The organism is Campylobacter anatolicus (assembly GCF_018145655.1).
In the GTDB taxonomy this organism is placed as follows: Bacteria; Campylobacterota; Campylobacteria; order Campylobacterales; family Campylobacteraceae; genus Campylobacter_A; species Campylobacter_A anatolicus.
This window is the reverse complement of record NZ_JAGSSY010000003.1, coordinates 249,067-264,370: the sequence shown is the minus strand read 5'-3', so window position 1 is coordinate 264,370 and position 15,304 is coordinate 249,067. Positions and strand designations below refer to the sequence as shown.

Below are 15,304 nucleotides of genomic sequence, written 5' to 3'. Positions count from 1 at the left end.
TACATCCTTTTTGCGTTATTCTAGCTCACTTTAATTAAATAAATAGTTAAAGTATGCTACAATCTATGATTTAAAATTTACAAAGGTTACAGATGATATCAGCGATATTTAGACAAATTTTTGGTACTAAAAATGACAGAGAAGTTAAGGCGTATGCAAAGCGTGTGAAGCATATAAACGCATTAGAGCCGAAGTATCAGGCGATGAGTAATGATGAGCTAAAGGCAGCATTTGAGACTTTTAGAGCAGAAATAAAAGAAGGCAAAGGCCTCGATGATGTGCTAAATGATGTATTTGCTATCGTGCGTGAAGCTAGTAAAAGAACTCTTGGCATGAGGCACTTTGATGTCCAGCTAATAGGCGGTATGGTGCTTCATGATGGCAAAATAGCTGAGATGAAAACAGGTGAGGGTAAGACGCTCGTGGCAACTCTGCCTGTCGTACTAAATGCGATGAGTGGTAAGGGTGTTCATGTCGTCACTGTCAATGACTACTTAGCTAAGCGTGATGCGACTCAGATGGGTGAGCTTTATAAATTTTTAGGACTTAGCGTAGATGTGGTGCTAAGTGGCGTTTATGAAGATGGAGTGCGACAAGCCGCCTATAAAGCCGATATAACATATGGTACAAATTCAGAGTTTGGCTTTGATTATCTGCGGGATAATATGAAATTTGATGCAAAAGACAAGGTGCAAAGAGGCCATAATTTTGTTATTGTAGATGAGGTGGATAGCATTTTAATAGATGAGGCTAGAACACCGCTTATCATCTCAGGTCCGACAAATCGAACGCTTGATGGTTATATAAAGGCAAATGAGGTGGCTCAAAAGCTTACACGTGGAGAGCCAGCAGATGTTAATGTGCCGGGTTCAAAGCCGACTGGCGATTTTGTCGTGGATGAGAAAAATCGCACGATAATGATAACCGAAGAGGGCATAAATAAGGCAGAAAAGCTATTTGGTGTAGAAAATTTATATAATCTTGAAAATGCTATTTTAAGTCATCATTTAGACCAAGCACTTAAAGCACATAACCTTTTTGAGCGTGATGTGCATTATGTCGTAAAAGAGAATGAAGTCGTGATAGTTGATGAATTTACAGGGCGTTTAAGCGAGGGCAGACGCTTTAGTGAGGGGCTTCATCAAGCATTAGAAGCAAAAGAGGGTGTGCAAATCCAAGAAGAGAGTCAAACTCTAGCTGATACTACTTATCAAAATTATTTTAGGATGTATGATAAACTAGCTGGTATGACGGGCACGGCACAGACAGAAGCGACTGAGTTTTCTCAAATTTATAAGCTTGAGGTTATCTCAATACCTACAAATGTGCCAGTCATCAGAGTGGATAAAAATGACCTTATTTATAAAACTCAGGCAGAAAAATTTAAAGCCGTTATTGATGAGATAAAGCTATCTCATGACAAGGGGCAACCGGTGCTTGTAGGAACAGCAAGTATCGAGCGAAGTGAAGTTTTACACGAGATGTTAGTAAAAGCAAAAATTCCTCACTCTGTATTAAATGCTAAAAATCATGAAAAAGAGGCTGAGATTATCGCTGAAGCTGGTGCAAAAGGTGCTGTGACAATAGCTACAAATATGGCTGGACGTGGCGTTGATATACGTATAAATGATGAGGTGCGTAGTCTTGGTGGACTTTACATAATAGGCACAGAGAGACATGAGAGTAGGAGGATAGATAACCAACTTCGTGGCCGTGCAGGACGCCAAGGGGATCCTGGTATGAGTAGATTTTACTTAAGTTTGGAGGATAATTTACTTAGGATTTTTGGCTCAGACCGCATAAAAGCGATAATGGATCGCTTGGGGATCGAAGAAGGCGAGAGTATAGAGAGCAAGATGGTAACCCGTGCTGTTGAAAACGCCCAGAAAAAGGTAGAAAGTCTACACTTTGAGGCCAGGAAACACCTACTTGAATACGATGATGTCGCAAATGAGCAGAGGAAAACGATATATAAATACCGCGATGAGCTACTGGATAAAGAGTTTGATATGAGCGAGAAAATCGCACAAAATCGCTCAGAGTATGTAGCAAATTTATTGGATATGGCTGATATTTTCCATGGCGGATTAAAAGATGATTATGATCTTAAGGGCTTATGTTTACTTGTCGCAAATGACTGCGGTGAGAGCATAGATGAAAATGAGCTAAAAGGGCTTGAGTATGATGAAATTTTAACTAAAGTTACCGACATACTCGCAAAAAGCTATAGTAATAAGATGAGCGTTGTTGCACCAGAGCAGCAGCGTGAAATAGAGAAAATTTTATACTTACAAGTGCTTGATAAGGCATGGAGAGAGCATTTGTATCAGATGGATATACTAAAAACAGGCATAGGTCTGCGTGGATACAATCAAAAAGATCCACTAACTGAGTATAAAAAAGAGAGTTATAATCTCTTTATGGAGCTTGTGCTTCGCTTAAAAACTGAGAGCATAAAGATGCTTCAAATGGTGCGTCTAAGAAGCCAAGAAGAGCAGGAGCGTGAGACAGCGGCTATGCGTGAGCGTATGCAGACCGAGCATAATGAGGGCTTGCATCAAAATAATGAGCCAAAACTAGCCGTAATGGGTGGGAAAAAGATACCACGCAACTCACTTTGTCCTTGTGGAAGTGGTAAAAAATACAAAGATTGTTGCGGTAAAAGTGGTCCTAAAAAGGGCATTTTTGCTTAAAATTATCGGTGCGTTAAAAACAAGACGAACTATAAATTTATAAAAAATTTGTGAGTGTTTAATACGAACGCCACTAAAAAGTCAAATTTAAAAGGGTCATCAATGACATTACCAAAGTATCTGTTGTTTAAATACCTACGCTTTGACAAGTCCCAGCCGTTTATTACATTGAGTGCGATATTGGCGTTTTTAGGCGTTAGCGTGGGTCTTATGGTACTTATAGTAGCGATGGCTATAATGAATGGATTTGATAAAGAGTTTGAACGTAAGCTCTTTACAATGAATTATCCTATAACGATAGCAAGTGCCTTTAAGGGTGATATAAATGATGTTTTAGTGGATGAATTAAAAGCGAAATTTCCGTCACTTAAATTTAGCCCATATATCAACACGCAAGTTATATACAAAGGTGCAAATTCGCTTGAGGGTGGTCTGCTTTTTGGTGTAAATTTTGATGATGAGAAACAGATAAATTCTGTCGTGCGTGAGGCACTTGGCGAGAAGTCGGTAAATGAGTTTGAAATTTTAATCGGTCAAGGGATAAGAAGCGGATTTAGACTTGCCGATAATGACAAGCTGACAATTATATTTACACACTCAGACCCTAGTGGCTTTGCACTCATTCCAAAGATGAAACGCTTTGATGTGAGTGCAACTTTTAGCTCTGGGCTTATCGCTTATGACAAAGCATATTCGTATGTAAATGTTGCTGATCTTAGAAAGGTGCTAGGGTATAAAGAGGGTGTATATGATGGTATACACGTATATTCGTTAAAGCCATTTGATGATATAAATTTAGTTCAAAATAATCTTCCTATTGGGTTAAAGGCGATCGGCTGGTGGCAACAAAATGGTAACTTTTTTTCAGCTCTTGCACTCGAAAAACGTGCATTATTTATCGTGCTTATGCTTATTATCCTTGTGGCATCGCTAAATATCATAAGCTCACTTTTAATGACTGTGATGAATCGGCGTCAAGAGATCGCCTTGTTGCTTGCACTTGGAGCTAGTAAGATGGAGATAAAGAATAGTTTTTTTTATCAAGGGCTTGTTATTGGTGGTAGCGGGATAGTCTTTGGGTTGATTTTAGGTTTTTTAAGTATTTGGTTACTTGGTAGTTTTGATATTATAAACCTACCGGCCGATGTTTATGGTAGTTCAAAGTTACCTATGGAGCTATCACTTATCGACCTTGCAATGATAGTTGTTGGAGCAGTCGTTATTGTAGCACTTTCGTCATTTTACCCAGCAAAAAAAGCAACGCAAATAAACGTGCTTGAGACGCTGAGAAATGAATAAATTTATAGATTTTTGAGATTATAAATTTATATTTAAAGTGGCAAAAGCAAAAAGAATATTAATATGCCTACAAAAACTTTTAAAAATTTGAAGTAGCTTTAAATTTAACTGATAATTTTGATGTAATTTATCAGTTAAATTTGCTATTTGTTCTCTTCATAAAATATCAAATCAAAGCTATTTTTACGTTTGACTAGCGATTTTTTAGTTGGTATAGTTCCTCCATTTGGCCTATCTAACTTGGCTCTTAGCTCTGCTATTGTAGTTTCAAATTCATCCATTTTTTCTTTAAGCTGCAATATCACATCAACGCCAGCTAAATTTACGCCAAGATCGCGTGTTAGACGCAGTATCATCTTGACGCGATCCACGTCACGTTGTGAATAAAGTCGCATCTTTCCCTCTGTGCGAGATGGTTCTACAAGCCCTTCACGCTCATATTGTCTTAGGGTCTGTGGATGTATGCTTAAGATCTTTGCAACAACACTTATTAGGTATAGCGGTTCATCGTAATTTTGCATATTTTACTCCGGTAAATTTTCTTTTAAGCTTTTAACAAATTCAGGGTCAAGCTCGACTAAATTTGGTAGTTTTACACGTGCTTTTAAGTATAAGTCGCCATAAATTCCGCTCTTCCTATTTTGCACTCCATATCCTTTTAGCCGTATCTTTGTACCTGTTTTTGAGCCTTCAGCTATCTTTATAGTTACATCTTTTTTGTATGTATGAATTTCTACTTTACCGCCAAAGAGCATAGTTTTGAGTGGTATCTCTACATCCTTATACAAGTCATCTCCATCCCTTTCATACTCACTACTTTGTTCTATATTTACGCTTAAAAGCAAGTCACCGACTCTGCCACCAGCACTTTTACCTTTGCCTTTTATACGCAGTTTCTCGCCATCATTTATGCCACTTGGTATCTTGATTTTTATGCTGTTGCCATTTAAATTTATAGAGTGTTCGCCACCTATGACGGCTACGTCAAACGGTATATTTATCTTTGCGTTTATATCAAGTCCTGTACTAAATCCACCAAAGTCCTCCGCTCCAAATCCGCCAAAACTGCTAAAACCACCATTAAATTTACTCCTGCCACCACTAAAACCGCCACCAAATATGCTATTTATGATGTCGTTTAGATCACCCATACCAGCTTGACCTCGTGCGAAGTCGTGGAAATTTTGTCCCCCAAACATAGTGTCGCCGTGTGTATCATACAAGGCACGTTTTTTATCATCGCTTAAAACTTCATAGGCAGCATTTATCTCTTTAAATTTATCCTCCGCACCAGGGTCTTTGTTGATGTCTGGATGGTATTTGCGGGCTAGTTTACGGTACGCTTTTTTGATTTCATCGCTACTTGCACCCTTGCTAACACCAAGTGTTTCATATAGACTTTCACTCACTTTTACTCCTTTTTTTACAGCTATTATATCATAAAACTTTAGTCTTAGTCAATCAAGTTTGTAAAAATATCCATTTACAAATTTCTTTGTTTTATTAAAATTTTATTATTTACAAAAGTTTATAATTATGCAAAATTTAAAAAATAAGGATTTTATATGAAAAAAATGGTTTTGCTTTCAGTTGCAGTTGCTAGTTGTATTTTTGCAGCTAATATAAATTTTTTAGAAGCGGATTCTGATATAACTCGTATCTCTCCACTACAAAATGATAAAAATGTTATTTTATCATATCATAGCTCGATAGCTGATGCTAAAAAATCAGTTGTAAATATCTCGACCACACGAACCACCAATAGCAGAAATGGCGTAGAACAGATGTTTAATGATCCCTTTTTTAGAGATTTTTTTGGATTTAACTTTGGTGTGCCAAGAGAGAACGAAAAGAGCACTTCACTAGGATCTGGCGTCATCATATCAGACAATGGTTATATCGTTACAAACTACCATGTTATTGAAGATAGCGATCAAATTTTAGTTACTCTACCAAACGGCGGTAAGGAGTATAAAGCTAAGATCATAGGGAGCGATCCAAAGACCGATCTGGCTGTTATAAAGATAGAAGCAAATGGGCTAAATGCGATTAAATTTGCAGATTCATCAAAGCTACTTGATGGAGATGTTGTATTTGCAATAGGTAATCCATTTGGTGTGGGCGAAAGTGTAACGCAGGGTATCGTATCAGGCTTAAATAAAGATAATATAGGACTAAATCAGTATGAAAATTTCATCCAAACTGACGCTTCAATCAACCCTGGCAATTCAGGCGGAGCGTTAGTAGATAGCCGTGGGGCATTAGTCGGTATAAACTCAGCCATACTTTCACGTGGTGGCGATAGCAGTGGCATCGGATTTGCGATACCTTCAACGATGGTAAAAGATGTTGCAGGAAAGCTCATAAATGATGGTAAGATAGAACGTGGATATATCGGAGTAATGATAGCAAATTTAACAGATGAACAAAAAGATCTATATAACAGTAAAGAAGGTGCTTTAATAAGTAGTATTGAAAAGGGCTTACCAGCAGATGAAGCTGGGTTAAAACGAGGTGATTTAGTCACGCTAGCAAATGGTAAAAGTATCAAAAATGCAACTGATCTTAAAAATTTAATAGGCTCATTATCGCCAAATAGCGAGATAAGCATAACATATGAGCGTTCAGGAAAGAGCTATGACACAAAGCTAAGACTAGCAAATATGGACAAAAATCTCAAAGCTGCAAAAGATAGCTCTATCGTGGATGGGCTTAGCGTATCAAATTTAAGTGAAGAACTTCGTTTTAAATTTAGACTAAGTAGCGAGATTATTGGTATTTTAGTAACTGATGTAAAAAGGAATTCAAAAGCAGAAGAGTTTGGGTTTGAACGAGGAGATATCATCGTGCAAGTGGGCGAAGAGAGTATAAAAGATGTGCAAAGTTTTACTAAAGCTATACAGGCTCATAAAGGCAAAAAAGCTCTAGTCTGGGTCAACCGCAAAGGCATAATGCAAGGTTTGGTTATTAAGTAATTATAAAGGCGAACACTCGTTCGCCTTTTCTCTCATTTTTACCCTAATTTTTAATGTATTTTTATATAATTGCTTAAATTAAGAAGCTATGAGCGGACTTGTAAAAACAAATTTAAGCAAATGACATAGTGTATTATCTCTTTAACGAAGAGCATAACTTTTATGATAAAAAGAGCTTGGATAAGACAAGAAAACTATCAAATTAGATGCTTTGAATATGAATGCAAGTCGTTTGATATATTTAGTGAGATTTTAACTAAATGAGCCGATGTTTGGCTAAATTTAATATCAAACTTGATATTTCTAGTTAGAAATGGAGTTTGGACTTGTAAATTTAGAGATTAGAAGCATAGTTATGAATTTAGCGATAGAGATAGAATCGTATTTTGTAATAAAGTGTTTAATTTTTCTTTTATGGCTTATGATGAGAGTGGTGTAATGGCTTGCTTAATGTATGTTTATGTAACATTTGATAAAAGATTTAGTAGCTAAAAAAGCCAAATGACACAAAATAAGAATGAAAGAAGCTAAACATAGGGTAAATCGTTAGACGTTGAGGACTATAAATATGAAGTTATAAAGGATGTGAATAGCTTTATACATTAATATTACGTTTGCTTTAAAGTAGTAATAACGCATTTGAGATACTTAAATAGTAGCTTAAAAATATAGTAGATACTATAGTCGTAATAAATTTTTAAAGCCTAACAATAAAAGAGTAATGATTTGATTGAGTTTTGTGTTTATGTGTTTTAGATATTAAATTTAGTTAAAAGCTAAGCTCATTTTTGCTATAATCGCCTAAATTATGACAATAAGGCTAAGATATGATAAAAATTTTAATGATAGAAGATGATAGTGAGTTAGCCGAGCTTTTATGTGAATATCTAAGCAAATTTGACATACAAGTAACAACTGCAGATGAGCCATATATAGGGCTTTCTACACTAAATACACAGAGTTTTGACCTAGTTATTTTAGATCTTACGTTACCTGGGCTTGATGGACTTGAGGTATGTAAAGAAATTCGTAAAGATCACAATATACCTATCATTATTTCAAGTGCCAGACACGACATCACAGACAAGGTAAATGCCTTAGATAACGGAGCTGATGATTATCTGCCAAAGCCTTATGATCCGCAAGAGTTACTTGCTCGTATAAAGAGTCATATGCGTCGCCGAAGTGTGAGTATGAACGATGAGCTGGGGCAGAATTTTAAAAAAGATATAGTGCTTAAAGAATTTGAACACGAGATATTGTTTAAAGGCAGTCCTTTAAATTTAACTGCAGCTGAGTTTGATATACTTGAATATCTTTTAAAAAAGCAAGGTGGTGCCGTTACACGCGAAGAGCTTATTTATAATTGCGATAGTATAAACGAGGACAGTTCAAACAAAAGCATAGATGTCATCATAGGTCGCATACGTGCAAAACTCAGTGAAAATCCAAAAGAACCACGTTACATTCACGCTATACGTGGCATTGGTTATAAGCTGGTTCTTTGATGCAACGTTCATCGATATTTATCACTATAACCTTTATATTTGCTCTTGCACTTATATCGATATTTTTCGCATTTTTATGGCTTATGGAGTTTGATAAGCAAAATTACACTCGTGAGCTAAATACAAAATATTCAAATGTCGCACGTGCAAATTTATTTTATATGAGCGGAATAATAAATGAAGAGGAATTTACTCGTCAACTTGGTAGCGTTGATATGCCAGAGATAAAAGATGAAAATAGAAAGACTGTAATTTTAACTCACGCAACTATCATCGAAGAAATTTCAGACGACATCGGTTCGAGTGCGATTTTACTATTTGATAAGCACCACTATCTAAAGATACAGCATCTTGATGAAGTAAAACTACTCAAAGATAAAGAGTTTCAGCCGTATAGATATGAAGTTATAAAGGTCGTATTTGTAGTAGTTGCATTAATTTTACTTGGTGCTTACATATTTGTACTTTACAAGATAAAGCCTTTGCGTCGGTTAAAGCGACAGATAGATAAATTTGCTGCTGGGAATTTAAACGATGTTGCAAATGTTAGTCGTGGAAATGATGAAATTTCAGAGGTTTCACAGGCTTTTTATGATGCGGTTTGTCAGATAAAGACACTAAATGACTCACGACATCTATTTTTACGTAACATTATGCATGAATTAAAAACGCCGATTACTAAAGGTCTTATAGCTGCCCAGATGATAGAAAGTGGAAAAAATCAAGAGCGACTTATATCGGTATTTCATAAGTTAGAAAGCCTTATAAACGAACTTGCTGCTATCGAACAAACGACATCGAAGATCGCATTAAGCAATAAGACAACTTGCTTTATTGAGGATTTGATGGATGAGGCTCTTGATATAGCTATGATCGAAAAAGATCAGGTTAGCATTAATGAACTTGATGAAGTTAGGCTAAATGTTGATTTTAAACTTTTTGCTATAGCGATCAAAAATATGATAGATAATGGTATAAAATATTCAAGCGATAAACATGTAAATATTACGATTAGCAACGAGTATATTAAATTCATCACACAAGGTGAGCGACTAAAAAATGACTTGAAATTTTATATCGAGCCATTTATAAAAGGTGAAAATGCACAAAAAAGCTTTGGTTTGGGGCTTTATATCGTCAGCAATATCCTTGAAGCACATGGATTAAGGCTAGGATATGAATATAAAAACAGTCTAAATATATTTTCTTTTGAGAATTTAAAAGGTATAATAACGAAATAAAAGTAAATAAATTTAAAAGGACAAAAATGGCGGCACAAGTCTTTTCATCTATAATTTCACCAAAAAATATTTTGTCTTTAGTCGAGCTAGAAATTTCTATCATAGAGCGTTATCATACCGTAGATAAGGGTGCAGATAGCATATCTTTGATATATTTTCGTCTTCCTAGTGAGTTTGGGTATGATAAAATTTTTGAAGAAATTTTAAGACAAACTGATGTCGTCATAAAAGAGCGAGAACACTGTATAGCGATACTTTATGCTACTGATAAACTTGGTGCGTCATTGCTTTTAGGAGGAATTCAGGAGTTTTTAAATGAAAAACCTATAGACCTAGTGCTAAGCTATCCAAATGATGCTAGTAATGCATGGACTTTGCTTACTAAATTTCAAGATGAGATAAAAGATAATTATGGCGTTTTACTTGATGTTTTAAGTATTGATAACGAGTATGAAATTTTTGAAAATATTTTATAAAATTTTAAATTGACTAAATTTTAAAAAGGGATTTTATGGAAAATTTACTTCTATTTTTTGCTATTTTACTATTAGCAAGCATTTTTATGAGTAAAATTTCTGATAAATTTGGTATCCCATCATTGCTCGTATTTTTGTTTATAGGTATGCTTGCTGGCTCAGATGGCTTGCTCGGAGTGCAGTTTGATAACCAATACATCGCTCAAAATGTTGGTATGATTGCACTAATTTTTATTTTATATGCCGGTGGTCTTGATACAAATTTTAACTCTATTAAGCCAGTTTTTGGACGTGCGTTGACATTAGCGACGCTTGGAGTTGTTCTGACAGCCGTTTGTATAGCACCGGTGGCTAAATTGTTACTTGGATTTGATTGGTTAGAGGCATTTTTACTCGGTGCTATCATCTCTTCAACTGATGCCGCTGCGGTATTTGCAATCCTTAGAGCAAAGAAAATTTCACTTAAAAATAACCTTGCTCCACTTTTAGAGTTTGAATCTGGCTCAAATGACCCTATGGCTATATTTCTTACAATGAGTATAGTTCAGATGATTTCACTTTCGACTATGCCGACGCTTACGGATTGGATTACTACGCTTTGTATGCAGTTTGGTATAGGAATTTTGATTGGTTATTTATTTGGAGTAGCACTTCCATCAATATTTAATAAGCTAAGACTTGATAACTGGGGACTTTATCCAGTGTTTTCTATTGCGTGGGTATTGTTGCTATATACACTATGTTTTAAAGTCGGTGGCAATGGATATTTAGCTGTTTATATAGCAGGAATTTTTATAAATAAAAAAGAATTTGTGCATAAGAAAAATTTGATAGGTTTTCACGATGGTATCGCTTGGACTATGCAGATAGTAGTGTTTTTAACGCTTGGCTTGCTTGTATATCCATCTCAGCTTCCAGGTATCGCACTATTTGCTTTTATCCTTGCTATGTGGCTCACATTTATTGCACGACCTGTTGGTGTTTTTGTATCGCTTGTATTTTCTAGATATAAGATAAACGAAAAACTCTTTGTGTCTTGGGTAGGGCTTCGTGGTGTTGTGCCTGTTGTTCTTGCTACATATGCATATGTTGATGGTATAGAACACGCAAATATGATATTTAATATCATATTTTGTATGGTTTTGATATCTATATTTATGCAGGGTATGTCTCTTGGACTCGTTGCTAAAAAGCTAAAAGTTAACGAAGAACAGCAGATAGAACCGATAAAAGCAACAGAAAACTCACCTATCTTAACATACGCACTTCGTCAACATACGATACATTTTGGCTCAAAACTCATCGGTAAAAACTTGGCTGAGCTTGAATTGCCTGAGAAATTTCTTATTATTCTAATCAAACGTAAAAATGAGTATGTAAAAGCTAGTGGTTCGTCTATATTTGAAGAGGGCGATTTGTTGCTTATTCAGTGTGAAAACCATGCACTTTATCAAGAGACTATTAAGAGTTTTATGATAGATTAAAAATATCTTTTATGTCTATGATTGAGTGCTTTTAAAATTTTATATGCTTTAAATTAAAATGTTTGCCTTGTCTTATATTATTATAAGTTGAATAAATATTGCTAAATGAATACTACTCTCAATTTTAATTACAAAGTCTAGTTGTGATAGTCTTACCTTTTTTAAATTTATGTTTGATAAAAGTTTAGAATTGCTTTTCATCAACTTTATTAAATTTATGATTTTTAGTTATTGCTATTGATTTTGTGATTCTAAAAGTTAACAAGATAGAGATAAATTTATATAAAGAATTGCAAAAATCGTTAAGACAACAACTTTGAAAGAGATTTATTTATAGACAGATATATCGTAGTTGTGGCTTGAAAAGCTATTTTTTGAAAAGCTATTTTAAAATATGACAACAAATTAATATTTGATGGTGGAGATTGTGATATTGAAAGTATTTTAAATAATTAAATTTATAATTTTTAAAGGCTCATTTTGAGCCTTTAACTTATTGACTTACGCATCTAACGCTTGTTTTAGATCGGCTATTAAATCATCGGCATTTTCTATGCCAATACTTAGGCGAATCACCCCTGCACCTATACCATTTGCATTTAGCTCAGCTTCGCTTAGTTGCGAGTGGGTTGTACTAGCTGGATGAGTGATGAGTGATTTTGTGTCGCCGATATTTACTACTATTTTGAAAAGTTTAGTTGAGTTTATGATATGTTTTGCTATCTCTTTATCACCCACATCAAAGCTTATTAACGCACTTGCAAACCCATCTTTTAGATATTTTTTAGCTCTATCATTAAATTTATCACTCTTAAGTCCTGGGTAGTTTACCGCTTTTACCTTATTGTGTGAGCTTAAAAATTCAGCCACTTTTAGAGCATTTTCGCAGTGTTTTTGCATCCTTATACTAAGCGTCTCAAGTCCTTGGATAATCTTAAATGCACTATCTGGAGAAAGCACAGCACCGATATCTCTCATAAGTCCAACACGTATGCGAAGCGTATTTATATCAAATATCTCAGGTAAACTCGCAAATACAAGTCCGTGGTAGCTCTCATCTGGCTCATTAAAGTGCGGATAGCGTGGGTTGCCTTTTAGTAGTGCATTTAATTCCTTTGAACTAACTATCATACCGCCTAAGGCATTTCCCTGACCGCCGACATATTTTGTTACGCTATATACTGCCATGTCTATGCCGTGTGAGAATGGTGCAAACAGCACGGGTGTTGCCACTGTGTTATCAACTATCGTCACAACCCTATGTTTTTTGGCGATTTGCGTGATTTTTTCTATATTTGGGATGGCGATTTGCGGATTTGAAAGGGATTCAAAAAATATCGCTTTTGTCCTATCGTCTATCAAATTCTCAAGCTCATCTGCACTATCAGCGTCAAATATTCTAGCCTGTAAACCAAACCTCTTCATTGTATGTGTAAATAGTGATGTTGCACCACCATAAACTTTACTGGCTAAGATGATATTGTCTCCTGCCGCAGCTAAATTTGCCACAGCAAAAAACATCGCTGCTTGTCCGCTTGAAGTACTTATCGCAGCTGCTCCGCCATCAAACTCGGCAAAACGGGTCTCTAAAATATCAAGCGTAGGGTTTGTAAGGCGTGAGTATATAGGTCCAAGCTCAGCTAATGCAAAGCGGTTTGCTGCTGTGTCAGCCGTACCAAAGTCAAATGCTGTAGTAGAATAAATCGGCACCGCCATAGCTCCTGTACCTTGTTTCGTATCGTATCCTGCGTGTATTGCAATGCTCTCTTGTTTCACTCTCTCTCCTTTTTAAAAATTTGGCTATATTCTACTATTTTGTTGCAAAAAAAGTAAAACAAATGTAAATTTAACGTAAATTTTTATAAAAAGTGTGTAAAAACTGCTATAATTTATAGCTTAAAGGGTAAAAATGAGTATGACAGATGAAAAAGCAAAACGTGTAAAATACCTTCGTGCTTTAGAAAAATTTGCTAAATTTGCCATTGCTTCGCTAAAACGTAATGACTTTGATGAGGTTACTTTTCGTGCTAGAGTAGCGAAAAATGCGGATATTGTAGCTAAGGTCGAGCCTGTATTTTTAGACCAACCTTATAGCAAAGCACTACAGAGTTTTATAAATTTACTTATCGCGGGGGCTAAACGAGACGAGCTTTTACGTAGTGCAAATGCACTTGATAAGCTAAAAAACTCAAAAAATTATAAAAAAGATAAACATAAAAATAGATTTAAGGATGAGAGTTGAAAGCGGTAATATTTGATATGGATGGCACAATAATTAATAGTGCAAAGGCGATAGAATGCACGATAAATGAACTTCGTAATGAGATGGGCTTAGCACCGCTTGATACAGACTTTATAGTTAAGGCGATAAATGAGCCAGGGCGTAATCTCGCACTTGATTTTTATGGTATTGATAATCCAAGTGCTGGACTAAAACAGGGTTTTGAGGATAAATTTAAAGCTTATTATGATAAATTTGCTGTATGCTATGATGGTGTTAAAGAGCTTTTAATAAAGTGCCGAAATGCTGGGTATGCTGTGGTTTTAGCAAGTAATGCACCGCAAAATACGCTTGAAGCAATTTTGAGAAAAAATGAAATTTATGAGCTGTTTGATGAGATTATTGGCGTTGATGAGGGTGTGGCACAAAAGCCTGATCCAGCTATGCTATTTCTTGCTTTGAAACGTACAGGGGCGGATATTGCGATATTTGTAGGCGATAGCAAAAAGGATGAGTTGGCTGCCAAAAACGCTAATATAGCGTATATGCAGGTAAGTTGGGGCTTTGGTGATGGGAGCAAGACTGCTGAGTTTAACGCTAAAGATGTAGATGAAGCGTGGAGTATTATAGATAATTTGACATAAAATTTATCTTATTTGGTTATAATTTGGGCTTATTTTACGATGAAAGTTAGCTGTGATTGATATTTTTGAAGGCACCCCTAGAGATAAATTGATAGATATTGTGCGTAATGCAAGTCCTACGGTAGTCGCAAAAGAGCTTGAGCGTGTATTTGAAGAGCTCGTTATAATGCGTGAGTTTTGCGATAAAAATGGCTTTAACGAAGCGATGATAAATAGCTACAAAGCACAAAATCCTGATGTGCTTGAAGATGGTTTAAACGATTTATATATCGCATTAAGCGGAGAAATTTTAAGCCAAAATGAGTAGAATTTTTTACATTTGTATGCTATTTTACACTCTTTGCTATGCTGGTGCTCCTAAATTTGATCCAGCCCAGACACATACTTTTGAGCTTAAAAAAGATGAATGGGCTAGGGTGTTTATCACTGAAAAGGCAACTCAAAAGCAAGATGTATTTGACTTTCGTTGGACGCTCTATGATAGCACAAATATCGTAGTACAGAGCTTTTTCCGTCGCTATCCACGCCAAATGAGCCTTTCGCTTAGACACGGAGTTGATACATATATGCAACGAATTTTACCTGATTTTACTATGCCAACGACAGATGCTGTGAAATTGTATCTATCATTTGTAAAATTTGAAAATCGAAAGGCTAGTTTTAATGTAAATATCCTTGATGAGAGCAAACGCATAGATGTGAACTTTATTGACCCGCCTGTGCGAAGTGTCGTAGGTAATACCATGAATAACGAGAACTAAAG

14 protein-coding genes are annotated in these 15,304 nt (G+C 35.6%); 11 read left to right on the top strand and 3 right to left on the bottom strand.

Going from position 1 to position 15,304, the window contains the following annotated elements; all coding sequences use genetic code 11:
• Positions 1 to 92: 92 nt before the first annotated feature.
• Together secA and KDE13_RS06630 are read left to right on the top strand one after the other, a co-directional pair.
• Entirely contained in the window at positions 93 to 2,693 is a 2,601-nt protein-coding gene (gene secA / locus KDE13_RS06635; protein WP_212143176.1) for a preprotein translocase subunit SecA, read from the top strand.
• Between the two features lie 102 nt (positions 2,694 to 2,795).
• On the top strand, positions 2,796 to 3,992 hold the full coding sequence (locus KDE13_RS06630; RefSeq protein WP_212143175.1) for an ABC transporter permease: 1,197 nt from the start codon (positions 2,796 to 2,798) through the stop codon (positions 3,990 to 3,992).
• Positions 3,993 to 4,135: 143 nt separating this feature from the next.
• Here KDE13_RS06630 and KDE13_RS06625 read toward each other — a convergent pair whose 3' ends face one another.
• Positions 4,136 to 4,513, bottom strand: a complete 378-nt coding sequence (locus KDE13_RS06625; protein ID WP_212141034.1) for a heat shock protein transcriptional repressor HspR — start codon at positions 4,511 to 4,513, stop codon at positions 4,136 to 4,138.
• 3 nt (positions 4,514 to 4,516) lie between these two features.
• The gene (locus KDE13_RS06620; protein WP_212141035.1) at positions 4,517 to 5,401 is read right to left on the bottom strand and encodes a DnaJ C-terminal domain-containing protein; all 885 of its coding nucleotides are present in this window, start codon (positions 5,399 to 5,401) and stop codon (positions 4,517 to 4,519) included.
• A gap of 156 nt (positions 5,402 to 5,557) precedes the next feature.
• Here KDE13_RS06620 and KDE13_RS06615 point away from each other — a divergent pair, with 156 nt between their 5' ends.
• From KDE13_RS06615 to KDE13_RS06595, 5 genes are all read left to right on the top strand, one after another.
• The gene (locus KDE13_RS06615) at positions 5,558 to 6,967 is read left to right on the top strand and encodes a Do family serine endopeptidase (protein ID WP_212141036.1); all 1,410 of its coding nucleotides are present in this window, start codon (positions 5,558 to 5,560) and stop codon (positions 6,965 to 6,967) included.
• Positions 6,968 to 7,794: 827 nt separating this feature from the next.
• On the top strand, positions 7,795 to 8,475 hold the full coding sequence (locus KDE13_RS06610; RefSeq protein WP_212143174.1) for a response regulator transcription factor: 681 nt from the start codon (positions 7,795 to 7,797) through the stop codon (positions 8,473 to 8,475).
• Positions 8,475 to 9,716 (top strand): ArsS family sensor histidine kinase, encoded by a 1,242-nt coding sequence (locus KDE13_RS06605; RefSeq protein WP_212141038.1) that lies wholly within the window; start codon positions 8,475 to 8,477, stop codon positions 9,714 to 9,716. Before KDE13_RS06610 ends, KDE13_RS06605 begins: the two co-directional genes overlap by 1 nt.
• Before the next feature lie 26 nt (positions 9,717 to 9,742).
• Positions 9,743 to 10,192: a pyridoxal-5'-phosphate-dependent protein gene (locus KDE13_RS06600; protein ID WP_212141039.1), complete on the top strand. Its 450-nt coding sequence runs from the start codon at positions 9,743 to 9,745 to the stop codon at positions 10,190 to 10,192.
• Positions 10,193 to 10,227: 35 nt separating this feature from the next.
• The gene (locus tag KDE13_RS06595) at positions 10,228 to 11,676 is read left to right on the top strand and encodes a potassium/proton antiporter (RefSeq protein ID WP_212141040.1); all 1,449 of its coding nucleotides are present in this window, start codon (positions 10,228 to 10,230) and stop codon (positions 11,674 to 11,676) included.
• A 501-nt stretch (positions 11,677 to 12,177) separates the two neighbouring features.
• Here KDE13_RS06595 and KDE13_RS06590 read toward each other — a convergent pair.
• A complete protein-coding gene (locus KDE13_RS06590) occupies positions 12,178 to 13,452 on the bottom strand; it encodes an O-acetylhomoserine aminocarboxypropyltransferase/cysteine synthase family protein (protein ID WP_212143173.1) in 1,275 nt (424 codons plus the stop codon).
• Between the two features lie 133 nt (positions 13,453 to 13,585).
• Here KDE13_RS06590 and KDE13_RS06585 point away from each other — a divergent pair, with 133 nt between their 5' ends.
• Genes KDE13_RS06585 through KDE13_RS06570 form a run of 4 tightly spaced genes read left to right on the top strand, consistent with a single transcriptional unit; the run spans position 13,586 to position 15,302 of the window.
• Positions 13,586 to 13,918 (top strand): hypothetical protein, encoded by a 333-nt coding sequence (locus KDE13_RS06585; RefSeq protein WP_212141042.1) that lies wholly within the window; start codon positions 13,586 to 13,588, stop codon positions 13,916 to 13,918.
• A complete protein-coding gene (locus tag KDE13_RS06580; protein WP_212143172.1) occupies positions 13,915 to 14,541 on the top strand; it encodes an HAD family hydrolase in 627 nt (208 codons plus the stop codon). The genes KDE13_RS06585 and KDE13_RS06580 overlap by 4 nt, the downstream gene beginning before the upstream one ends.
• 52 nt (positions 14,542 to 14,593) lie before the next feature.
• Positions 14,594 to 14,848 carry a DUF2018 family protein gene (locus KDE13_RS06575; RefSeq protein WP_212142086.1) on the top strand — a complete coding sequence of 85 codons (255 nt, stop codon included), beginning with the start codon at positions 14,594 to 14,596 and terminating at the stop codon, positions 14,846 to 14,848.
• Positions 14,841 to 15,302, top strand: a complete 462-nt coding sequence (locus KDE13_RS06570) for a hypothetical protein (RefSeq protein WP_212143171.1) — start codon at positions 14,841 to 14,843, stop codon at positions 15,300 to 15,302. Before KDE13_RS06575 ends, KDE13_RS06570 begins: the two co-directional genes overlap by 8 nt.
• Positions 15,303 to 15,304: the final 2 nt, after the last annotated feature.